This window comes from Mycobacterium sp. 4858, from assembly GCF_900240975.1.
Classification (GTDB): domain Bacteria; phylum Actinomycetota; class Actinomycetes; order Mycobacteriales; family Mycobacteriaceae; genus Mycobacterium.
In genome coordinates this window covers 1,640,922-1,662,947 of sequence record NZ_LT968775.1, presented here as the reverse complement: position 1 = coordinate 1,662,947, position 22,026 = coordinate 1,640,922, and the positions used below count along the sequence as shown (strand labels likewise).

Here is a 22,026-nt window from a genome sequence, read left to right as displayed (position 1 = left end):
TCAGCCACGCAGCAGCGTCCGTGCGGCGGGCTTGGCGGCGTCCAGCGCGCTCGCGTCCCCGGAGATCCGGGACAGGATCAGTGCCCCCTCGATCAGTGCGATCACCGCCAGCGCAACCTGTCTGGCCTCCGCGGCAGCCCAGCCGTCGGAGCGCAGGCGCTCGTCGATCGCCGCGCACCAGCCCCTGAAGGCGCGCGCCGACGCGTCGCGCACCAGCGGGCTCGCGTTGACCGACTCGGTGGCGATCGGCTCGATCGGGCAGCCGTCGCGGTGGTCGCCGGCCAGCCCCGCGGCCAGTAGGTCGATCCACCGATCGACGATGTCGGCGGCGGGGCGGCCTGTGGCCAGGAAGCGGCGCAGCAGTTGTTCGATACCTGCCCCCTCGTTGTCGACGACTGCGGCGGCCAGCTGTTGCTTGCCCTGCGGGAAGTGGTGATACAGCGAACCGGGTTTGACGCCGGTCTCCTCGAGGATCTGATTGAGGCCCGTCGCCGCGTACCCCTGGCGCCGGAACAGGGTGGCGGCTTTATCGATCAACGCTGCGCGGCTGCGATCAGGTCTCGGCACGCTGTTGACAATACTTGAGAGATCACTCAAGAATGCTGAGATGAGGCAGCTCACCTACGAAGAAGTCGGACGATACGCGTGGCGCGACGTGCCCGACCCGCAGATCACCGCGCCCGAACAGGCGCTGGTCCGGCCGCTCATGGTGGCCTGCTGCGACCTCGATGTCGCGGTCGCTCATGGCCGGCTGCCGTTGCCGCCGGGATACGCGGTGGGCCACGAGGGTTTGGCCGAGGTCGTCGCCGTCGGCGACGGCGTCAAGGGTGTTCGGGTGGGCGACCGTGTCGTGGTGCCGTTCCAGATCAGCTGCGGGACGTGCCGCGAATGCCGCCGTGGGGTGACCGGTTCATGCGGCTCGGGGCCCCTGATGGCGATGTACGGAATGGCACCGATCGCCGGCCTCGACGGCGGCGGCTTCATGTCCGATCTGGTGCTGGTGCCGTATGCGGACGCAATGCTGATCCCAGTGCCCGACGGCGTCGACCCCGTCTCGATCGCGTCCCTGTCGGACAACATCCCCGACGGCTGGCGGACCGTGGGGCCGTTCGCCGATGAGCTGAATGCGCTCGACCCTGCCGACCGCCGCGTCCTGGTAGTCGGGCGGCTGTCGATCGGGTTGTACTCGGCCGCCTTCGCGGCGGCGCTGGGCGCCACGGTCGACTACGTCGACACCGACCCGCGGCGGCTGGCCGCCGCCGAGAAACTCGGTGCGGTGATCCACGACGCCGCCAAACCCGACAAGTCGTGGGATCCGTATCCGGTCACCGTGCACACCACCGGCGATGCGGCGCTGCTCTCGGCCACACTGCGTGCTACCTGGCCGGACGGCGTGTGCACCGACACGGGGATCTACCCCGAATACAAGGTCGAGATGCCGTTGCTGCCGATGTACACCCGTGGTGTGCGATTCATCACCGGACGAGTGAGCGCGCGGACGGTCATTCCGCAGGTGCTCGAGCGGCTCGCCGACGGCCTGGATCTGGCGCCGGCCGTCGATCGCGTCGTCGCCTGGGACGACGCGCCGTCGGCCTGGCCGACGATGAGCGGCAAAACGGTCTTCACCAGGGCGTAGACCGCTGGCGCGCGCGTCCGGGACTTCGAGTGTGCGCCCAGGCCGCTCCCCAGCGGCGTGTGACCGCCGTGAGCGCACGCGCAAAAGAGCGCGGCCGCCTCAGGCGACGTCGCCGACGAACACGCCGACCCGGCGCAGCTGCATGCGGGCCATCCGGGGCAGGCGCTCGGCGTCGGGGCCGTCCGAGCCGGCCGGCAGGATCCGCGGGTTGGTGATGTGCACCACGCGGTTGCGGCTGTACTGCACGTCGGCCTCGCCGGCGGCCAGCACGTTCTTGACCCAGTTCGTCTTGCCGTGGCCCAGCGCGATCGCCAGCACGTTCCCCTTGCGGTAGGGGGTGATGATGGTCTCGTACGGCGTGCCCGACGTGCGGCCGCGGTGCTTGATGGTGGCGGTGCCGGGCAGAAAGCGGGCGATCGGCTTGACCGCCGGGTTGAAATACTTGATCTGGAAGCGCTCGAACCAGGGCGGGAACACCATTGGGACGCCCGGCGCGTTGTTGGGATGATCCTTCGCGGACATGACGGCTCCCTGAGGTTGGTAGGGGCTTACCCGGCCTTACACGGGCACTGTACCGGTCGAATATCGACTTGAGTTGCTCTGGGACAATGGTGGCGATGAGTACCGCTTCAGCACCCGTGATGGCCCGCATCGACCTGCGGGGCGTTCAGCTGACGGCTGCCCGGTTGCGGACGGCGCTGCCGCGCGGGGGCGCCGACGTGGAGAGCGTGCTGCCCAGGGTGCGCCCGATCGTCGAGGCCGTCGCCGAGCGCGGCGCCGAGGCGGCCCTGGAGTTCGGGGAGTCGTTCGACGGGGTGCGGCCCGCGGCGGTCCGAGTGCCCGCGGCGGCGCTGGAGGCGGCGCTCGCCGAATTGCATCCCGACGTCGTCGAGGCCCTGCGGGTGATGATCGAACGCGCCCGCGCCGTGCACGCCGACCAGCGCCGCAGCGACGTCACCACCACGCTGGGGCCGGGCGCGACGGTGACCGAGCGGTGGGTCCCCGTCGAACGGGTGGGCCTGTACGTGCCCGGCGGCAACGCGGTGTACCCGTCGAGCGTGGTGATGAACGTGGTGCCGGCGCAGGTCGCGGGCGTCGATTCGCTGGTGGTGGCCAGCCCGCCGCAGGCCCAGTCGCAGGGTCAGTTCGAAGGCCTGCCGCACCCGACGATCCTGGCCGCCGCCCGGCTGCTGGGGGTCGACGAGGTGTGGGCGGTCGGCGGCGCGCAGGCGGTGGCGCTGCTGGCCTACGGCGGCACCGACACCGACGGTGGGGAACTGGCGCCCGTCGACATGATCACCGGCCCGGGCAACATCTACGTCACCGCCGCCAAGCGGCTGTGCCGTTCGCGCGTGGGCATCGACGCCGAGGCCGGGCCGACGGAGATCGCCATCCTGGCCGACCACACCGCCGACCCGGCGCACGTCGCCGCCGACCTGATCAGCCAGGCCGAACACGACGAGATGGCGGGCAGCGTGCTGGTCACCCCCAGCGCGGAGCTGGCCGACGCCGCAGCCGCCGAGGTGGCCGCCCAGCTGCGCACGACCGTGCACCGCGACCGGGTGGCCACCGCGCTCGGCGGCCGCCAGTCCGCGATCATCCTGGTCGACGACCTGGACGCCGGCGTCAAGGTGGTCAACGCCTACGCCGCCGAGCACCTGGAGATCCAGACCGTCGACGCGGCGAAGGTCGCCGGGCGAATCCGTTCGGCCGGTGCCGTTTTCGTCGGACCGTACTCGCCGGTCAGCCTCGGCGACTACTGCGCCGGCTCCAACCACGTCCTGCCGACCGCGGGCTCGGCCCGGCATTCCAGCGGCCTGTCGGTGCAGACTTTCCTGCGCGGCATCCACGTCGTCGACTACACCGAGGCCGCCCTCAAGGACGTCTCGGGACACGTCGTCACGCTGGCCAAGGCCGAAGACCTGCCGGCGCACGGCGAGGCGATCCGGCGGAGGTTCGAGCGATGACCGGCCCGGAGAACCCCACGCTGGACGACCTGCCCCTGCGCGACGACCTGCGCGGCAAATCGCCCTACGGCGCGCCGCAACTGGCGGTCCCGGTGCGGCTGAACACCAACGAGAACCCGCACCCGCCCAGCCGTGCGCTGGTGGACGACGTGGTCCGGTCGGTGGCCGAGGCGGCCACCGACCTGCACCGCTACCCGGACCGGGACGCGTCTGCCCTGCGCCGCGACTTGGCCGGCTATCTCACCGCGCAGACCGGCGTGCCGCTCGGCGTGGAAAATGTCTGGGCGGCAAACGGTTCCAACGAGATCCTGCAACAGCTGCTGCAGGCGTTCGGAGGGCCCGGGCGCACCGCCATCGGGTTCGTCCCGTCGTACTCGATGCACCCGATCATCTCCGACGCCACGCGCACGGAATGGCTGGAGGGCGTCCGCGCCGACGATTTCAGCCTCGACCTCGACGCGGCGGTCGCCGCGATCACCGAGCGCCGGCCCGACGTGGTGTTCATCGCCAGCCCGAACAACCCGTCCGGGCAGAGTGTTTCGCTGCCCGCCCTGCGGCGGCTGCTCGACGCGGTACCGGGCATCCTCATCGTGGACGAGGCCTACGGCGAGTTCTCCTCCGAGCCCAGCGCCGTGGGGCTGGTGCGCGAGTATCCGACCAAGCTCATCGTCACCCGCACGATGAGCAAGGCGTTCGCGTTCGCCGGCGGGCGGCTCGGCTACCTGATCGCCACGCCCGCGGTGATCGACGCGATGCTGCTGGTGCGGCTGCCGTATCACCTGTCGTCGATCACCCAGGCCGCGGCCCGGGCCGCGCTGCGGCACGCCGACGACACCCTGGGCAGCGTCGGCACCCTGATCGCCGAGCGTGAACGCGTCACGAAGGCGTTGACCGGCATGGGTTTTCGGGTCATCCCGAGCGACGCCAACTTCGTGCTGTTCGGGCGGTTCACCGACGCCCCGGCCACCTGGCAGCGCTACCTGGACGCCGGCGTCTTGATCCGCGACGTCGGGATCCCGGGCTACCTGCGCGCGACCACCGGGCTGGCCGAGGAGAACGACGCCTTCCTGCGGGCCAGCGCCCAGATCGCCGCCACCGAACTGGCCCCAGCCACCCCAGTAGGAGCCCCGTGACCACTATTGCGACCCGGCGTGCGCGTATCGAGCGCCGCACCAGGGAATCCGACATCGTCATCGAGCTGGACCTCGACGGCACCGGCCAGGTCCACGTCGACACCGGTGTGCCGTTCTACGACCACATGCTGACCGCCCTGGGCAGCCACGCCAGTTTCGATCTGACCGTCCGTACCAAGGGCGACGTCGAGATCGAGGGCCACCACACCATTGAGGACACCGCGATCGCCCTGGGCCAGGCGCTTGGGCAGGCGCTCGGTGACAAGCGGGGCATCCGCCGGTTCGGCGACGCGTTCATCCCGATGGACGAGACGCTGGCCCACGCCGTCGTCGACGTGTCCGGCCGGCCCTATTGCGTGCACACCGGCGAGCCGGATCACCTGCTGCACACCACCATTGCCGGCAGCTCGGTGCCCTACCACACCGTCATCAACCGGCACGTCTTCGAGTCGCTGGCCATGAACGCCCGCATCGCGCTGCACGTGCGCGTGCTGTACGGCCGCGACCCGCACCACGTCACCGAAGCGCAGTACAAGGCGGTGGCCCGCGCGTTGCGCCAGGCCGTCGAGCCCGACCCCCGGGTGACCGACGTGCCGTCCACCAAAGGCGTTCTGTGACAAAACCATCCGTCGTCGTCCTGGATTACGGCTCGGGCAACCTGCGGTCGGCCCAGCGCGCCCTGCAGCGGGCGGGCGCCTCGGTGGAGGTGACCGCCGACGCCGATGCGGCGGCCGCCGCCGACGGGCTGGTGGTGCCCGGCGTCGGGGCGTTCGAGGCCTGCATGACCGGCCTGCGCAGGGTCCACGGAGAACGCATCATCGCCGACCGGGTCACCGCCGGCCGCCCGGTACTGGGGGTCTGCGTCGGCATGCAGATCCTGTTCGCCAGCGGCGTCGAATTCGGTGTGCAGACAACGGGTTGCGGGCAGTGGCCTGGTGAAGTCACCCGGCTGGACGCCCCCGTGATCCCGCACATGGGCTGGAACGTCGTCGACGCTGGGGCCGGCAGCACCCTGTTCAAAGGGCTGGACCCCGACACGCGGTTCTACTTCGTGCACTCCTATGCCGCACAGCGATGGGAGGGTCCGCCCGAGGCCGTGCTCACCTGGGCCACTCACCGGGTGCCGTTCTTGGCCGCGGTAGAGCAAGGGCCGTTGTCGGCCACCCAGTTCCACCCCGAGAAGAGCGGGGACGCCGGTGCGGCGGTGCTGCGCAACTGGATCGAGGCACTGTGATCACCTCCGCGAAACTGTATTCCGCTACGCAAACGTCGAGAGGAAGCGTACCCAGTTGCAGCCTCGGAGCAGAGGAGAAAGCGTGTTGATCTTGTTGCCCGCGGTCGACGTGGTCGATGGCCGCGCGGTGCGGTTGGTCCAGGGCAAGGCGGGCAGCGAAACCGAATACGGTTCGGCGCTGGACGCGGCGCTGGGCTGGCAGCGCGACGGCGCGGACTGGATCCACCTGGTGGACCTGGACGCGGCGTTCGGGCGCGGCTCCAACCGCGAACTGCTCGCCGAGGTGGTCGGCAAGCTCGACGTGCAGGTGGAGCTGTCGGGCGGCATCCGTGACGACGAGTCCCTGGCCGCGGCGCTGGCCACCGGCTGCGCCCGGGTCAACCTGGGCACCGCGGCGCTGGAGAACCCGCAGTGGTGCGCGCGCGCGATCCGCGAGCACGGCGAGAAGGTCGCCGTGGGGCTGGACGTCCAGATCGACCAATCCAGGCCAGCGGGGCAGCACCGGTTGCGTGGCCGCGGTTGGGAAACCGACGGCGGTGACCTGTGGGAAGTGCTGGAACGCCTTGACCGCGAAGGCTGTTCGCGCTTCGTCGTCACCGACGTCACCAAGGACGGCACGCTGGGCGGTCCCAACCTCGACCTGCTGGCCGCCGTCGCCGACCGGACCGACGCCCCGGTGATCGCCTCCGGCGGCGTGTCGAGCCTGGACGACCTGCGCGCGATCGCCACCCTGACCGACCGCGGCGTCGAAGGAGCCATCGTCGGGAAAGCCCTCTACGCCGGGCGGTTCACCCTGCCGCAGGCGCTGGCCGCGGTTGCGGGGTAGGGCCGCGATGGACCTGGAGGCGTTGGTGAAGAAGGCGGCGGCGATCCTCGACGACGCCACCGAGCCGTTCCTGGCCGGCCACCGCGCCGATTCGGCGGTCCAGAAGAAGGGCAACGACTTCGCCACCGACGTCGACCTCGCGATCGAGCGGCAGGTGGTCGACGCGCTGACCGAGGCAACCGGAATCGGGGTGCACGGCGAGGAATTCGGCGGCACGGACGTCGACTCCGAATGGGTGTGGGTGCTCGACCCCGTCGACGGCACGTTCAACTACGCCGCCGGCTCCCCGATGGCGGGCATTCTGCTGGGCCTGCTGCACCGTGGCGACCCGGTCGCCGGGCTGACCTGGCTGCCCTTCGTCGACCAGCGTTACACCGCGGTGGTGGGCGGCCCGTTGCTGAAAAACGGTGTCCCGCAGCCGCCGCTGGCCGACATCGACCTGGCCGACGCCCTGATCGGCGCCGGCTCCTTCAGCGCCGACGCGCGGGGCCGGTTCCCGGGGCGCTACCGGATCGCAGTGCTGGAGAACCTCAGCCGGGTCTCGTCGCGGTTGCGCATGCACGGCTCCACCGGACTCGACCTCGCCTACGTCGCCGACGGAGTCCTTGGTGGCTCAATCAGTTTCGGCGGCCACGTGTGGGACCACGCGGCCGGGGTCGCGCTGGTGCGGGCCGCGGGCGGCGTCGTCACCGACGTCCACGGCGAACCCTGGACGCCGGCGTCGGATTCCGCACTGGCCGCGGGCCCCCGCGCGCACGCCGAGATTCTCGAGATCCTGCGCGGCACCGGTCGACCGGAGGACTTCTGAGATGCCCGCCGGTAACGGCCTTGCGGTGCGGGTCATTCCCTGCCTGGACGTCGACGCCGGGCGGGTGGTCAAGGGGGTCAACTTCGAAAACCTGCGCGACGCGGGCGATCCCGTCGAGCTCGCCGCGGCCTACGACGCCGAGGGCGCCGACGAGCTCACCTTCCTCGACGTCACCGCCTCGTCGTCGGGGCGGGCCACGATGCTGGACGTGGTGCGCCGCACGGCCGAGCAGGTGTTCATCCCGCTGACCGTCGGCGGCGGGGTGCGCACGGTGGCCGACGTCGACGTCTTGCTGCGGGCGGGCGCCGACAAGGTGTCGATCAACACCGCCGCAATCGCCCGCCCCGACCTGCTGGAGGAAATGGCGAGGCAGTTCGGCTCGCAGTGCATCGTGCTGTCGGTCGACGCCCGCACGGTGCCCCCGGGTTCGGTGCCGACGCCGTCGGGGTGGGAGGTCACCACGCACGGCGGGCGCCGTGGGACCGGCATCGACGCCGTCGAATGGGCTTCTCGCGGAGCCGATCTGGGGGTGGGAGAGATCCTGCTGAATTCGATGGACGCCGACGGCACCAAGGCCGGGTTCGACCTGGAGATGCTGCGGGCGGTGCGTTCGGCGGTCACGGTGCCGGTGATCGCCAGCGGCGGCGCCGGCGCGGCCGAACACTTCGCGCCGGCGGTCGCCGCGGGCGCCGATGCGGTGTTGGCGGCCAGCGTCTTTCACTTCCGGGAGCTGACCATCGGTCAGGTGAAGGCCGCCATGGCGGCCGAAGGGATCACCGTGCGATGACGCTGGACCCACAGATCGCCGCGCGCCTGAAACGCAACGCCGAAGGCCTGTTCACGGCCGTCGTGCAGGAACGCGGCAGCGGCGACGTGCTGATGGTCGCCTGGATGGACGACGCGGCGCTGGCCCGCACGCTCGAAACCCGTGAGGCGACGTACTTTTCGCGGTCCCGCGCCCAGCAGTGGGTCAAGGGCGCGACGTCCGGCCACACCCAACACGTGCACTCGGTGCGGCTGGACTGCGACGGGGACGCCGTACTGCTCACGGTCGACCAGGTGGGCGGCGCCTGTCACACCGGCGACCACAGCTGCTTCGACGCCGACGTACTGCTGCAGCCCGAGGCCTAGATTCGTCGCGGTGTCGGCGATCCGCCCCGCGACGCTAGTTCGCGGTGCGACGCTGACCCTGGGCGGCGGCCAGGAAGTCGACCCAGGACACCACCTCGGAGTGCTTTCTGAGCAGGGCACGGCGCTGGCGTTCCGTCATGCCGCCCCAGACTCCCCACTCGACCCGGTTGTCGAGCGCATCGGCGCCGCATTCCAGGATCACCGGGCAGTGCCGGCAGATCGTCGCGGCCTTTCTCTGGGCGGCGCCGCGAACGAACAGCCCGTCCGGGTTGCCGTTCCGGCAGAGGGCTTTGGAAACCCAGTCAGTGCGGTCGTCGTCCTTCGCGCTGCGCAGATGGTTGCGAATTGAGCTGTTGGCGCCGCTGTGTGCGGTGGTCCGGGTAGCTAACACCGCTTCCCCCTTCGATCCGGGCCGGCTACTTGACTTCCCTCCGGATCAGCCCGTGTAAACCTGAGGCGAATGTTGCGACCGTATGGAAGGCCGCCGGGTGGGCGTTAGGGGCTTTTGTCCCCAGCGCCCGGGGACTTTCGGTTCAAGAAATGTTGTCGCGGCGTCGCCGGGCGGCCCGGGAGGCCGGAACCGTGCTCCGAAGTCGCCCGAACGGGTGCCGTCGATGAGAATGGCGGTCGATGTTGAGACGGATGTCGTGGACCGCGGTCGTACCGTTGCTTGCCGTCGGGGTGCTGGCCGTGATCTGGGGCGAACGGCTCCGCCCGGCACTGGCCGCGGTGGTGGCGGCATTTCTCATCGGGGCGGTGCTGGCCGCGGTGCATCACGCCGAGGTGGTCGCGGCCCGGGTCGGCGAGCCATTCGGGTCCCTGGTGCTCGCGGCCGCGGTGACGGTGATCGAGGTGGCCCTCATCGTCGAGCTGATGGCATCCGGGGGCAACGAAGCAGCGACGCTGGCCAGGGACACCGTGTTCGCCGCGCTGATGATCACCACCAACGGCATCGCGGGCCTGTCGCTGCTGATGGGTTCGCGGCGTTATGGCGTCACGCTGTTCAACGCCGAGGGCAGCGGCGCGGCGCTGGCCACCCTGACCACGCTGGCGACGCTGAGCCTGGTGCTCCCGGCGTTCACGATCAGCGGCCTGGGCAAGGAGTTCTCGCCCGGGCAGCTGGTCTTCGCGGCGGTCGCCTCGCTGCTGCTGTACCTGGTCTTCGTCTTCACGCAGACGGTGCGGCACCGCGACTTCTTCCTGCCGGTCGCGCAGAAGGGCCAGAAGCGGCTGTTCGAGGACGAGAGCCACGCGGACCCGCCGAGCCGCGGCGCGGCGCTGGGCAGCCTGGGGCTGCTGCTGGTCGCCCTGCTCGCGGTCGTGGGGCTGGCCGAGGAGGAGTCGCCGGCCGTCGAGAGCGCGGTGACGGCGGTGGGATTCCCGCAGTCCTTCGTCGGCGTCGTGATCGCCTCGTTGGTGCTGCTGCCGGAAACCCTCGCCGCGGTGCGCGCGTCGCGGCAGGGCCGCATCCAGATCAGCCTCAATCTGGCCTACGGCTCGGCGTTGGCGAGCATCGGGCTGACCATCCCCGCGATCGCGCTGGCGTCGATCTGGCTCAAGGGACCGCTGGTGCTCGGCCTGGGCGCCATCCAATTGGTGCTGCTGGCGCTGACCGTCGTGATCAGCATGCTGACGGTGGTGCCCGGCCGGGCCACGCGGCTGCAGGGCGAGCTGCACCTGGTGCTGCTCGCCGCCTACGTGTTCCTGGCGATCAGCCCCTGACGCTCAGCGGGCGCGCAGCGTCTGCAGCGCCTTGTCCGCGTGGGCGTCCATGCTGAACTCGCTGGAGATCACGTCGAGCACCGTGCGATCGGTGTCGATGACGAAGGTGGTGCGCTTGACCGGCATCACCTTGCCGAGCAGGCCGCGCTTGACGCCGAACTGCGCGGCGACGGTCCCGTCCGTGTCGGACAGCAGCGGGTAGTCGAACTTCTGCATGTCGGCGAACTTGGCCTGCTTGTGCACGGGATCGACGCTGATGCCGACCCGGTTGGCCCCGACGGCGGCGAATTCGGCGGCCAGGTCCCGGAAGTGGCAGGCCTCCTTGGTGCAGCCCGGCGTCATGGCGGCGGGATAGAAGAACAGCACCACCGGTCCGCCGGCGAGCAGGTCGCTGAGCTTGCGTGGCGTCCCCGTTTGATCGGCAAGTTCGAAGTCCGCGACGGTGTCACCGGGTTTCATGTCGCGAGCGTAACGCCACCGCGGCCGGCGGGCCTCAGGAGCGCGGCCACGTTACGCTCGCGAGCCGCCGGGAGCTCGTCTGCGAGGATGGTTCGGTGCACGCCCACCTCGCCGCGACGACCTCACGAGAGGACTTCCGCCAGCTCGCAGCCGAGCACCGCGTGGTTCCGGTGACCCGCAAGGTGCTCGCCGACAGCGAGACACCGCTGTCGGCCTACCGCAAGCTCGCCGCCAATCGCCCGGGCACGTTCCTGCTGGAATCGGCCGAGCACGGCCGGTCCTGGTCGCGCTGGTCGTTCATCGGCGCGGGCGCGCCGTCGGCGTTGACCGTCCGCGGCGGCGAAGCGGTCTGGCTCGGGGCCGTGCCGCAGGACGCGCCCACCGGGGGCGACCCGCTGCACGCGCTGCGGGCCACCCTCGAGCTGCTGGCCACCGGCACCCTGCCCGGGCTGCCACCGCTGTCCGGCGGCATGGTCGGCTTGTTCGCCTACGACATGGTGCGGCGCCTGGAACGCCTGCCCGAGCTGGCCGTCGACGACCTGCACCTGCCGGACATGCTGCTACTGCTGGCCACCGACGTGGCGGCCGTCGACCACCACGAGGGCACCATCACGCTGATCGCCAACGCGGTGAACTGGAACGGCACCGACGAGCGGGTCGACGAGGCCTACGACGACGCGGTCGCCCGCCTGGACGTGATGACCTCGGCGCTGGGCCAGCCGCTGCCGTCCACGGTCGCCACGTTCGACCGGCCCGAGCCGCGATACCGCGCGCAGCGCACCGTCGAGGAGTACGGCAAGATCGTCGACTACCTCGTCGACCAGATCGCCGCCGGTGAGGCCTTCCAAGTGGTGCCCTCCCAGCGGTTCGAGATGGACACCGACGTCGACCCGATCGACGTGTACCGGATGCTGCGGGTCACCAACCCGAGCCCCTACATGTACCTGATGCATGTCCCGAATGATCATGGGGAAACGGACTTTTCGGTCGTGGGCTCCAGCCCGGAGGCGCTGGTCACCGTTCACGACGGCTGGGCGACGACGCATCCGATCGCCGGCACCCGGTGGCGGGGGCAGACCGACGAAGAGGATCAGCTGCTGGAAAAGGAACTGCTGGCCGACGAGAAGGAACGCGCCGAGCACCTGATGCTGGTGGACCTGGGCCGCAACGACCTGGGCCGGGTGTGCGCGCCGGGCACCGTGCGCGTCGAGGACTACAGCCACATCGAGCGCTACAGCCACGTCATGCATCTGGTGTCGACGGTGACCGGGATGCTCGCCGAGGGCCGCACCGCGCTGGACGCGGTGACGGCCTGCTTCCCGGCCGGCACGCTGTCGGGCGCACCCAAGGTGCGGGCCATGGAGCTGATCGAGGAGGTGGAGAAGACGCGGCGCGGCCTCTACGGCGGCGTGGTCGGCTACCTCGATTTCGCCGGCAACGCCGACTTCGCGATCGCCATCCGCACCGCGCTGATGCGCGACGGCACCGCCTACGTGCAGGCCGGCGGCGGGGTGGTGGCCGACTCCAACGGCCCCTACGAGTACACCGAGGCGTCCAACAAGGCTCGCGCGGTGCTCAACGCGATCGCCGCCGCCGAGACGCTGACCGCCCCGGAGGCCGGCCGCCATGGCTGACGCCCGGCCCAACCGCCGGGCAAGGCTGGCCGTCGGGATGGCCCAGGTCTTGCTGGTGCTGTCGGCGGCGGCGTTGTGGGCGGCGTCCCGGCTGCCGTGGGTGGTGATCCGGTCGTTCGACGGGCTCGGACCGCCGCGCGAGGTGACGCTGTCCGGCGCGTCGTGGTCGACGGCGCTGCTGCCGTTGGCGGTGCTCATGCTGGCGGCGGCCGTGGCGGCGATCGCGGTGCGCGGCTGGCCGCTGCGGGCGCTGGCGGGGCTGCTGGCCCTGGCCAGCCTGGCCGTCGCATACCTCGGCGTCAGTCTGTGGGCGCTGCCCGACGTCGCCGTGCGCGGGGCCGATCTGGCCCACGTCGCGGTGATGACGCTGGTGGGCAGCGAGCGGCGCTACGTCGGCGCCGGTATCGCGGTGGCCGCGGCGGCGTGCACCCTGATCGCTGCCGTCCTGTTGCTGCGGTCGGCCGGCGATGCCGGGGCGGCGAGGCTGAGCGCCCGAAAGTATGCGGCCCCGGCGACGCGCCGCTCGAATGCGCTACGCGACGACGCCGATGGCGCGATGCTGGAGCAGCCGGAGACGCCGGAAATGTCGGAGCGGATGATCTGGGACGCGCTTGACGAGGGCTGTGACCCAACGCAGGAGCCGACCGATCTGCCCCGCGGCTCGGACACCGAGGGTCGGTGACGGGCCGCGAGCCGGGGGCCGCTACCCTTCATTCACGTCGTCGCAATCGGCTCCGATTTGTCAGGTAGGCCGTGGGGTGACGATGGGTGACAGCGCGAAGGGAAGCAACAGGCATGAGTCCGGCTACCGTGCTTGACTCCATCCTCGAGGGAGTCCGGGCCGACGTCGCCGCGCGCGAAGCCCTCATCAGCTTGTCCGAGATCAAAGCCGCCGCCGCCGCGGCGCCGCCACCGCGTGACGTGATGGCCGCCCTGCGCGAGCCCGGCATCGGCGTCATCGCCGAAGTCAAGCGCGCCAGCCCGTCGGCGGGTTCCCTGGCCACCATCGCCGATCCGGCGAAACTGGCCCGCGCGTACGAGGACGGCGGAGCCCGGATCATCAGCGTGCTGACCGAGGAGCGACGCTTCCACGGCTCGCTCGACGACCTCGACGCGGTCCGCGCCGCCGTCTCGATACCGGTGTTGCGGAAAGACTTTGTGGTGCAGCCGTATCAGATCCACGAAGCCCGCGCGCACGGCGCCGACATGTTGTTGCTCATTGTCGCCGCGCTGGACCAGTCCGCCCTGGTGTCGATGCTGGACCGCACCGAATCGCTGGGCATGACCGCCCTCGTCGAGGTGCACACCGAGGAGGAAGCCGACCGAGCGCTGAAGGCGGGGGCCAACGTAATCGGTGTCAACGCACGCGATCTCGCGACGCTGGAAGTCGACCGGGATTGCTTTGCGCGCATCGCTCCCGGGCTGCCCAGCAACGTGATCAGGATCGCCGAGTCCGGTGTTCGTGGCACCGGGGACCTGTTGGCGTATGCCGGCGCCGGTGCGGACGCCGTTCTGGTCGGTGAGGGTTTGGTCAAAAGCGGTGACCCGCGCGCCGCGGTCGCCGACCTGGTCACCGCGGGCACCCACCCGTCCTGCCCGAAGCCGTCTCGCTAGTCGTCAAGTCGCTGGTGATGGTCAACCTGTCCCGCTCGGACCTTCCCCGTCCGAGTGCAGCCGTCGCCGAAACCACCCGCCACGAACCCGATGCGGGCGGCCATTTCGGTGTTTACGGCGGCCGCTACGTCGCGGAGGCGTTGATGGCGGTGATCGAAGAGGTCACCGCCGCCTACGAGAAGGAACGCATCAACCCCGACTTCCTGGACACCCTGGACGATCTGCAGGTCAACTACACCGGCCGGCCGTCGCCGCTGTACGAGGCCACCCGGCTGTCCGAACACGCCGGCGGCGCGCGCATCTTCCTCAAGCGAGAAGACCTGAACCACACCGGTTCTCACAAGATCAACAACGTGCTCGGTCAGGCGCTGCTGGCCAAGCGAATGGGCAAGACCCGGGTGATCGCCGAGACGGGCGCCGGTCAGCACGGCGTCGCCACGGCCACCGCGTGCGCCTTGCTGGGCCTGGAGTGTGTGATCTACATGGGCGCGGTGGACACGGCGCGCCAGGCGCTCAACGTGGCCCGGATGCGACTGCTGGGCGCCGAGGTGGTGTCCGTGCAGAGCGGCTCGAAAACGCTCAAAGACGCCATCAACGAGGCGTTTCGTGACTGGGTGACCAACGCCGAGCGCACCTACTACTGCTTCGGCACCGCCGCGGGGCCGCATCCGTTCCCGGCGATGGTGCGCGATTTTCAGCGCATCATCGGGCTGGAGGCGCGGGTGCAGATCCAGGCCCAGGCGGGCCGGTTGCCCGACGCGGTAGTGGCCTGTGTCGGTGGGGGATCCAACGCCATCGGCATCTTCCACCCGTTCATCGACGATGCGGGGGTCCGCCTGGTCGGCTTCGAGGCGGCCGGTGACGGCGTCGAAACCGGAAGGCACGCCGCGACGTTCGCCGGCGGCTCACCCGGTGCCTTCCAGGGGTCGTTCTCCTACCTGCTACAGGACGAGGATGGCCAGACCATCGAATCGCATTCGATCTCAGCGGGTTTGGACTATCCGGGGGTGGGCCCCGAGCATGCGTATCTCAAGGAGATCGGGCGTGCCGAATACCGGCCGATCACCGACGCCGAGGCGATGGACGCGTTCGCGCTGCTGTGCCGCACCGAGGGGATCATCCCGGCGATCGAATCGGCGCACGCGGTCGCCGGCGCGGTCAAGCTGGGCCTCGAGCTGGGGCCGGGCGCGATCATCGTGGTGAACCTCTCGGGCCGCGGTGACAAGGACGTCGAGACGGCCGCGAAATGGTTCGGCCTGATGGGGCCCAGCGAGCGATGAACGTGCAACAGCGGCAGGCAAGCAGGCTCGGGCCGGTCTTCGACGCGTGCCGCGCGGACGACCGTGCCGCGTTGATCGGCTACCTGCCCACCGGTTACCCCGACGTGCGGGCCTCGGTGGACGGGATGATCGCCCTCGTCGAATCGGGTTGCGACATCATCGAAGTCGGTGTGCCGTACTCCGATCCCGGCATGGACGGGCCGACCATCGCCCGCGCCACCGAGGCCGCGTTGCACGCGGGAGTGCGGGTCCGCGACACGCTCGCCGCCGTCGAGGCGATCAGTGCGGCCGGTGGGCGCGCGGTCGTGATGACGTATTGGAATCCGGTGCTGCGGTACGGGGTCGACGCGTTCGCGCGGGATCTCGCGTCGGCCGGGGGACAGGGCCTGATCACCCCGGACCTCATCCCCGACGAAGCGGGGCCGTGGCTGGCGGCCGCCGAGGAGCATCGGCTGGATCGGATTTTCCTGGTGGCGCCATCCTCGACACCGCAACGGCTGGCGATGACCGTCGAGGCGTCGCGGGGATTCGTCTACGCTGCTTCCACGATGGGGGTAACCGGAGCGCGGGACGCGGTGTCGCAGGCCGCACCCGAACTGGTGGCACGGGTGAAGGCCGTGTCGGACATACCGGTCGGCGTCGGCCTCGGCGTGCGGTCGCGAGAGCAGGCGGCGCAGATCGCCGACTACGCCGACGGGGTGATCGTCGGGTCCGCGCTGGTGTCGGCGCTCGGTGACGGTGGGTTGCCCGCGCTGCGCGCGCTCACCGAGGAGCTGGCCGCCGGTGTGCGGCAGAGGGCGTCCGGCCGATGACGATGTTGCCGACGTATTTCCCGAGCCCGCACCAAGGTGTCTGGCACCTGGGGCCGCTGCCGATTCGCGCCTACGCGCTGTTCATCATCACCGGCATCGTGGTGGCCCTGCTGATCGGCGACCGGCGCTGGGAGGCCCGCGGCGGCCAGCGCGGGGTCATCTACGACATCGCCCTGTGGGTCGTGCCGTTCGGATTGGTGGGCGGCAGGCTGTATCACCTGGCCACCGACTGGCGGACCTATTGGGGGCCCGGTGGAGCGGGGCTCGGTGCGGCGGTGCGGATTTGGGACGGCGGCCTGGGCATCTGGGGCGCGGTGGCGCTCGGCGGTGTCGGAGCCTGGATCGGTTGCCGGCGGCACGGCATCCCGCTGCCGGCCTTCGCCGACGCGATTGCGCCGGGCATCATCCTGGCGCAGGCCATCGGCCGGCTCGGGAACTATTTCAACCAGGAGCTCTACGGCCGGGAAACCACGCTGCCGTGGGGCCTGGAGATCTTCTACCGCCGGGACCCCTCGGGGTACGTCGACCCCCATTCGTTGGACGGTGTCTCCACCGGCCAGGTGGCGCTGGTCGTGCAGCCGACGTTTCTCTACGAATTGATCTGGAACGTCTTGGTTTTCGCCTTCCTGCTCTACGCGGACCGGCGGTTCACGCTGGGCCACGGGCGGCTGTTCGCGCTGTATGTGGCCAGCTACTGCATCGGGCGCTTCGGTGTGGAGCTGCTGCGCGACGACACCGCCACCCACATCGCGGGTATCCGGATCAACTCGTTCACATCGACTTTCGTGTTCATCGGCGCGGTGGTGTACATCATGGTGGCGCCGAAGGGGCGGGAGGCACCCGAGAGCCTGCGCGGCACCGACCACACCGCCGCGGAATCCCCGGCGGAGGTGCCGGCGGACGAGTCACCGACCGTCGTCTCGGCCGAGGCAGCGACCGCGGCGGTCGCGGCGGGTGCCGGCGGTGACGACGATGAACCCGCCGAGCCGGCGGAAAACGGCGAGGCTGCCCACGTAGACGAGCCCGAGACGGTCAAAGCGGAGGCTGCCGAAGAGCCCGGAGAGGCCGAGGAGCCGGAAGCGCAAGAGCCCGAAGCGGACGAGGCCGAGGGCGCAGCCGAAGAGGGTCAGCTCGACGAACCAGAGGCGGAAGTCGAGGAAGAGCCCGACGCCGATGAGTCCGAGGGCGACAAACCGGAGGCCGAAGAGCCCGAACCCGAGGCGGGCGATGAATCCGAGCCAGAGGCGGCACAGGACTCGGCCGAACCGGCTTCGGCCGCCGAGCCGTACAAGTCACCACGCAGCCGCTGGAGGCTGCGAAGGAACCGGCCGTCGAACAGCTAGTGGCCGGCTGCGTCTGGCATGCTGAGAATGTGACGCAACCGCATTCAGCTGGACAAGCGGTGGAACGGCGTCACGGCCCGCGCCGATACGCCGCCGCCGCCGGAACCGCGTTGGCGCTGGGCGGCGCGCTCGGCTACATCGGCCTGGTCGACCCGCACAACAGCAATTCGGTGTATCCGCTGTGCCCCTTCAAATGGCTCACCGGATGGAACTGCCCGTTCTGCGGTGGCCTGCGGATGACAAACGACCTGCTGCACGGCCACCTGGCCGCCGCCGTCAACGACAACGTTCTCCTGCTGTTCGGCATCCCGATGCTGGCCGGCTGGCTGCTGGTCCGCCGTGGTCGCGGCAAGCCGGCGCCGTCAACGGCGGCCTGGCTGACGATGGTGCTGGCTGTCATCGCGTGGACGGTGGTGCGTAACCTGCCCGGCTTCCCGCTGTTTCCGACGATTCAGAGTGGTTAACGCGTCCGCCGCGCGAACGCCGTTCGGTCGGACCGGGCTGCTCTCACGCGACTATGCTGTGTCGGCGTGAGTAGACGCGGAAAGATCGTCTGCACCCTTGGCCCTGCGACGAATTCGGACGAGCTGATTCTGGCGCTGGTCGAGGCCGGAATGGACGTCGCCCGGTTGAACTTCAGTCACGGCGACTACTCCGACCACAAGGCCGCCTACGAGCGTGTGCGGGCCGCCTCCGACACCACGGGCCGCGCGGTTGGGGTGCTCGCCGACCTGCAGGGCCCGAAGATCCGGCTGGGGCGGTTCGCGACCGGGTCCACGTACTGGGCCGACGGCGAAACCGTGTGCATCACCGTCGCGGACTGCGAAGGCACCCACGACCGCGTGTCGACCACTTACAAGAAGCTGGCCGCGGACGCGACGGTCGGGGATCGGGTGCTGGTCGACGATGGCAAGGTCGGCCTGGTCGTCGAGCGCATCGAGGGCGACGACGTCATCTGCACCGTGGAAGAGGGCGGCCCTGTCAGCAACAACAAGGGCATCTCGCTGCCCGGCATGAACGTGTCCGCACCGGCCTTGTCCGAGAAGGACATCGAGGACCTGACGTTCGCGCTGGATCTCGGCGTCGACCTGGTGGCGTTGTCGTTCGTGCGCTCGCCGTCCGACGTCGAGTTGGTGCACGAGGTGATGGACCGGATCGGGCGGCGGGTGCCGGTGATCGCCAAACTGGAAAAGCCGGAAGCCGTCGACAATCTGGAAGCGATCGTGCTGGCCTTCGACGCCGTCATGGTGGCCCGCGGCGACCTCGGCGTCGAGTTGCCGCTCGAAGAGGTGCCGCTGGTGCAGAAGCGCGCCATCCAGATGGCCCGGGAGAACGCCAAACCCGTCATCGTGGCGACGCAGATGCTCGACTCCATGATCGAGAACTCGCGGCCCACGCGGGCCGAGGCCTCCGACGTCGCCAACGCGGTGCTCGACGGCGCCGACGCGGTGATGTTGTCGGGTGAGACGTCGGTGGGGAAGTATCCGCTGGCTGCCGTCCGGACCATGGCCCGGATCATCTGTGCCGTCGAGGACAATTCGACCGCCGCTCCACCGCTGACGCACGTGCCACGCACCAAGCGCGGGGTGATCTCGTACGCCGCCCGCGACATCGGCGAGCGGCTCGACGCCAAGGCGCTGGTCGCCTTCACCCAGTCCGGCGACACCGTCAAGCGGCTGGCGCGACTGCACACCCCGCTGCCGCTGCTGGCCTTCACCGCGTGGCCCGAGGTGCGCAGCCAACTCGCCATGACCTGGGGCACCGAGACGTTCATCGTCCCGATGATGACCTCGACCGACGGCATGATCCGCCAGGTCGACAAGTCGCTGCTCGACCTCGGCCGCTACAAGCGCGGTGACCTGGTGGTCATCGTCGCCGGTGCGCCACCTGGCACAGTGGGTTCGACCAACCTGATCCATGTGCACCGGATCGGGGAGGACGACGTTTAGCGCAACGACCCATGGGACCCCGGTAGGAGACGCCGCCATCAGCACCAATTCGGATTTCGAGGAACTGCTGGCGACGCTCGACCTCAACCGCGTCACCGACGAGCGTTTTGTCGGGTCTCATCCCAGCAAGAACCCCATGCGGACCTTCGGCGGCCAGCTCATGGCCCAGTCGTTCGTCGCGAGCAGCCGCACGCTGGTCCGCGACGACCTGCCGCCCAGCGCGCTATCCGTGCACTTCGTCAACGGCGGCGACACCGCCAAGGACATCGAGTTCCACGTCACCAAGCTGCGTGACGAGCGGCGCTTCGCCAATCGGCGCGTCGACGCCGTGCAGGACGGCGTGCTGTTGTCCTCGGCGATGGTCTCCTACATGTCCGGCGGCCGCGGCCTGGAACACGCCGTCGACCCGCCGCAGGTGGGTGAGCCCGAAACGCAGCCGCCGATCGGCGAGCTGCTCCGCGGTTACGAGGAGACCGTCCCGCACTTCGTCAACGCCCTGCAGCCGATCGAATGGCGCTACACCAACGACCCGGCCTGGGTGATGCGCGAGAAGGGCGACCGGCTGCCCTACAACCGGGTCTGGATGAAGGCCGGCGGCACCATGCCGGACGACCCGGTCCTGCACACCGCGACCATGGTGTACTCCTCGGACACCACGGTGCTGGACTCGGTGATCACCACCCACGGCCTGTCGTGGGGGTTCGACCGCATCTTCGCCGCCTCCGCCAACCATTCCGTGTGGTTTCACCGGCAGGTCAACTTCGACGACTGGGTGCTGTATTCGACGTCGTCGCCCGTGGCCGCGGAGTCGCGCGGGCTCGGCACCGGCCACTTCTTCGACCGCTCCGGGCAGGTCCTCGCCACGGTGGTCCAAGAAGGGGTGCTGAAATACTTTCCGCCCGCCCGCCGATAGACCGGGCGGGATACCCGCAGGACGTCGCCGCGGATTCGGCCCAGATGGGGCCAGATCGGGCGTAAGTTCGTGGCAGCCGGGTATTCGGTGCAGAGGCGGCGATCAGCCGCCCAGCTGGAACGTCAGCGCATCGGGAGGTGGTTGTGAGCGGGCCCTTGGTCGAGGTCTCAGCGAAGCCCCGCGCGCGCGAGCGCGTCGTCGTCTCGGTCGATTCGCGGGCAGCCCGGTTGATCGGTGCGCTGGCCCTGCTCAGCGCCACCTGCTGGCTGGGCGAGATCCTTGCCCGCCACCATCACCAGCCGGCCTGGCACTACACCGATCGACTGGCGTGGTCGCTGACGGTCCTTGTCGCGGTGGCGTGGATCGCGCGCGGCATCTTCCTGGGCCGTCCCGTGACGGCGACGCACGCCGCCGCCGCGGGTTTCTTCGTGCTGGCAGGCCTGGGCCTGCACGTGCTGGCCTTCGACCTGCTCGGCGACGTGGTGATCGCCTGCTCCGGCATGGTGCTGATGTGGCCGACGTCGTCGCATCCGCGTCCGGAGGACCTGCCCCGGGCCTGGAATCTGATCCAGGCCACCACGGATGACCCGCTGGCGCCGTTCGCGATGCAGACCGGCAAGAGCTACCACTTCACTGCGGACGGCGGTGCGGCGCTGGCCTACCGGACACGCCTGGGCATCGCCGTGGTCGGCGGTGACCCGATCGGCGACGAGACCCGATTCCCCGAGCTGGTCGCCGACTTCGCGGCCATGTGCCACACCCACGGCTGGCGGATCGCGGTGGTGGGGTGCAGCGAGCGGCGGCTCGGCCTGTGGAGCGACTCCGCGGTGATCGGGCAGTCGTTGCGCGCCGTCCCGATCGGGCGCGACGTGGTCGTCGACGTCACCGGTTTCGACTTGGTGGGACGCAAGTTCCGCAACCTGCGTCAGGCGGTGAAGCGCACGCACAATTGCGGCATCACCACCGAGATCGTCGGGGAACAGGAGCTCAACCCCGAGCAGCTGGCCGAGTTGACCGAGGTGGTGCGCGCGTCGAGCAAAGCGGCCCACACCGAGCGCGGATTCCACATGAACCTCGACGGCGTGCTGGAGGGCCGATTCCCCGGCATACAGCTGATCGTCGCCAGGGACGCCTCGGGCAAGGTGCAGGGCTTCCACCGGTACGCGACGGCCGGCGTCGGCAGCGACATCACCCTCGACGTGCCGTGGCGCCGGCGCGGGGCGCCCAATGGCATCGACGAGCGGCTCAGCGTCGACATGATCATGGCCGGCAAAGAAAATGGCGCGCAACGGCTTTCGCTCGCATTCGCGGCCTTCCCGGAAATCTTCGAAGAGAAGGATCGCACCCGCGTCCAGCGCGTGTTCTATCGGTTGATCCACGTCCTCGACCCGTTGATCGCGCTCGAGTCGCTGTACCGATACGTGCGCAAGTTTCACGCGCTGGACGCCCGGCGCTACGCGCTGGTCTCGATGACGCAGATCGGCACGTTGCTGATCGTGTTGCTGTCGCTGGAATTCATGCCGCGCCGGCGACACCTCTGATCGCATCGATCCGGTACCGCTGTG

General features: G+C 69.9%; 24 protein-coding genes. 20 read left to right on the top strand and 4 right to left on the bottom strand.

Going from position 1 to position 22,026, the window contains the following annotated elements; genetic code table 11:
- The gene (locus tag C1737_RS07575; RefSeq protein ID WP_102417624.1) at window positions 1-567 is read right to left on the bottom strand and encodes a TetR/AcrR family transcriptional regulator; all 567 of its coding nucleotides are present in this window, start codon (window positions 565-567) and stop codon (window positions 1-3) included.
- A gap of 40 nt (window positions 568-607) precedes the next feature.
- Between C1737_RS07575 and C1737_RS07570 the strand changes: the two genes are divergently transcribed.
- Window positions 608-1,636 carry an alcohol dehydrogenase catalytic domain-containing protein gene (locus tag C1737_RS07570; RefSeq protein ID WP_102417623.1) on the top strand — a complete coding sequence of 343 codons (1,029 nt, stop codon included), beginning with the start codon at window positions 608-610 and terminating at the stop codon, window positions 1,634-1,636.
- Between the two features lie 99 nt (window positions 1,637-1,735).
- On the opposite strand, the gene C1737_RS07565 is transcribed toward C1737_RS07570, so the two are convergent.
- Window positions 1,736-2,158, bottom strand: a complete 423-nt coding sequence (locus tag C1737_RS07565; RefSeq protein ID WP_102417622.1) for a nitroreductase family deazaflavin-dependent oxidoreductase — start codon at window positions 2,156-2,158, stop codon at window positions 1,736-1,738.
- Window positions 2,159-2,274: 116 nt separating this feature from the next.
- Here C1737_RS07565 and hisD point away from each other — a divergent pair, with 116 nt between their 5' ends.
- The 8 genes from hisD to hisI all read left to right on the top strand — a co-directional run bounded on the left by hisD (window position 2,275) and on the right by hisI (window position 8,735).
- On the top strand, window positions 2,275-3,603 hold the full coding sequence (gene hisD, locus C1737_RS07560; RefSeq protein WP_197509156.1) for a histidinol dehydrogenase: 1,329 nt from the start codon (window positions 2,275-2,277) through the stop codon (window positions 3,601-3,603).
- Window positions 3,600-4,736, top strand: a complete 1,137-nt coding sequence (locus tag C1737_RS07555) for a histidinol-phosphate transaminase (protein ID WP_102417621.1) — start codon at window positions 3,600-3,602, stop codon at window positions 4,734-4,736. Before hisD ends, C1737_RS07555 begins: the two co-directional genes overlap by 4 nt.
- On the top strand, window positions 4,733-5,353 hold the full coding sequence (gene hisB / locus C1737_RS07550) for an imidazoleglycerol-phosphate dehydratase HisB (RefSeq protein ID WP_102417620.1): 621 nt from the start codon (window positions 4,733-4,735) through the stop codon (window positions 5,351-5,353). Before C1737_RS07555 ends, hisB begins: the two co-directional genes overlap by 4 nt.
- Window positions 5,350-5,970, top strand: a complete 621-nt coding sequence (gene hisH, locus C1737_RS07545) for an imidazole glycerol phosphate synthase subunit HisH (RefSeq protein WP_102417619.1) — start codon at window positions 5,350-5,352, stop codon at window positions 5,968-5,970. Before hisB ends, hisH begins: the two co-directional genes overlap by 4 nt.
- A gap of 82 nt (window positions 5,971-6,052) precedes the next feature.
- Complete coding sequence (priA, locus tag C1737_RS07540) at window positions 6,053-6,796, top strand: bifunctional 1-(5-phosphoribosyl)-5-((5-phosphoribosylamino)methylideneamino)imidazole-4-carboxamide isomerase/phosphoribosylanthranilate isomerase PriA (protein WP_067920810.1); 744 nt, start codon at window positions 6,053-6,055, stop codon at window positions 6,794-6,796.
- Window positions 6,797-6,803: 7 nt separating this feature from the next.
- Window positions 6,804-7,604: an inositol monophosphatase gene (locus C1737_RS07535; protein WP_067920812.1), complete on the top strand. Its 801-nt coding sequence runs from the start codon at window positions 6,804-6,806 to the stop codon at window positions 7,602-7,604.
- Between the two features lies 1 nt (window position 7,605).
- Entirely contained in the window at window positions 7,606-8,391 is a 786-nt protein-coding gene (gene hisF / locus C1737_RS07530) for an imidazole glycerol phosphate synthase subunit HisF (RefSeq protein ID WP_067920814.1), read from the top strand.
- On the top strand, window positions 8,388-8,735 hold the full coding sequence (gene hisI / locus C1737_RS07525) for a phosphoribosyl-AMP cyclohydrolase (protein ID WP_067920816.1): 348 nt from the start codon (window positions 8,388-8,390) through the stop codon (window positions 8,733-8,735). Before hisF ends, hisI begins: the two co-directional genes overlap by 4 nt.
- A gap of 34 nt (window positions 8,736-8,769) precedes the next feature.
- On the opposite strand, the gene C1737_RS07520 is transcribed toward hisI, so the two are convergent.
- Complete coding sequence (locus C1737_RS07520; RefSeq protein ID WP_082973112.1) at window positions 8,770-9,126, bottom strand: WhiB family transcriptional regulator; 357 nt, start codon at window positions 9,124-9,126, stop codon at window positions 8,770-8,772.
- Between the two features lie 239 nt (window positions 9,127-9,365).
- Between C1737_RS07520 and C1737_RS07515 the strand changes: the two genes are divergently transcribed.
- Complete coding sequence (locus C1737_RS07515) at window positions 9,366-10,457, top strand: calcium:proton antiporter (protein WP_067920817.1); 1,092 nt, start codon at window positions 9,366-9,368, stop codon at window positions 10,455-10,457.
- 3 nt (window positions 10,458-10,460) lie between these two features.
- Here C1737_RS07515 and C1737_RS07510 read toward each other — a convergent pair whose 3' ends face one another.
- Window positions 10,461-10,916, bottom strand: a complete 456-nt coding sequence (locus tag C1737_RS07510; RefSeq protein WP_067920819.1) for a peroxiredoxin — start codon at window positions 10,914-10,916, stop codon at window positions 10,461-10,463.
- Window positions 10,917-11,011: 95 nt separating this feature from the next.
- Here C1737_RS07510 and C1737_RS07505 point away from each other — a divergent pair, with 95 nt between their 5' ends.
- From C1737_RS07505 to C1737_RS07460, 10 genes are all read left to right on the top strand, one after another.
- Window positions 11,012-12,550 (top strand): anthranilate synthase component I, encoded by a 1,539-nt coding sequence (locus C1737_RS07505; protein WP_068098471.1) that lies wholly within the window; start codon window positions 11,012-11,014, stop codon window positions 12,548-12,550.
- Window positions 12,543-13,232 carry a TIGR02234 family membrane protein gene (locus tag C1737_RS07500; protein ID WP_102417618.1) on the top strand — a complete coding sequence of 230 codons (690 nt, stop codon included), beginning with the start codon at window positions 12,543-12,545 and terminating at the stop codon, window positions 13,230-13,232. Before C1737_RS07505 ends, C1737_RS07500 begins: the two co-directional genes overlap by 8 nt.
- 113 nt (window positions 13,233-13,345) lie before the next feature.
- On the top strand, window positions 13,346-14,164 hold the full coding sequence (trpC, locus tag C1737_RS07495) for an indole-3-glycerol phosphate synthase TrpC (RefSeq protein WP_055404126.1): 819 nt from the start codon (window positions 13,346-13,348) through the stop codon (window positions 14,162-14,164).
- 17 nt (window positions 14,165-14,181) lie between these two features.
- On the top strand, window positions 14,182-15,444 hold the full coding sequence (gene trpB / locus C1737_RS07490) for a tryptophan synthase subunit beta (RefSeq protein WP_067920827.1): 1,263 nt from the start codon (window positions 14,182-14,184) through the stop codon (window positions 15,442-15,444).
- Complete coding sequence (gene trpA / locus C1737_RS07485; protein ID WP_068098468.1) at window positions 15,441-16,256, top strand: tryptophan synthase subunit alpha; 816 nt, start codon at window positions 15,441-15,443, stop codon at window positions 16,254-16,256. Before trpB ends, trpA begins: the two co-directional genes overlap by 4 nt.
- The gene (locus C1737_RS07480; RefSeq protein ID WP_102417617.1) at window positions 16,253-17,599 is read left to right on the top strand and encodes a prolipoprotein diacylglyceryl transferase; all 1,347 of its coding nucleotides are present in this window, start codon (window positions 16,253-16,255) and stop codon (window positions 17,597-17,599) included. Before trpA ends, C1737_RS07480 begins: the two co-directional genes overlap by 4 nt.
- Window positions 17,600-17,658: 59 nt before the next feature.
- A complete protein-coding gene (locus C1737_RS07475; RefSeq protein WP_233214712.1) occupies window positions 17,659-18,063 on the top strand; it encodes a DUF2752 domain-containing protein in 405 nt (134 codons plus the stop codon).
- A 66-nt stretch (window positions 18,064-18,129) separates the two neighbouring features.
- Complete coding sequence (gene pyk, locus C1737_RS07470; RefSeq protein WP_067920576.1) at window positions 18,130-19,548, top strand: pyruvate kinase; 1,419 nt, start codon at window positions 18,130-18,132, stop codon at window positions 19,546-19,548.
- Window positions 19,517-20,461 (top strand): acyl-CoA thioesterase II, encoded by a 945-nt coding sequence (locus C1737_RS07465; RefSeq protein WP_197509147.1) that lies wholly within the window; start codon window positions 19,517-19,519, stop codon window positions 20,459-20,461. The genes pyk and C1737_RS07465 overlap by 32 nt, the downstream gene beginning before the upstream one ends.
- 143 nt (window positions 20,462-20,604) lie before the next feature.
- Window positions 20,605-22,002, top strand: coding sequence for a bifunctional lysylphosphatidylglycerol flippase/synthetase MprF (locus tag C1737_RS07460; RefSeq protein WP_102417616.1), 1,398 nt, complete (start codon window positions 20,605-20,607; stop codon window positions 22,000-22,002).
- Window positions 22,003-22,026: the final 24 nt, after the last annotated feature.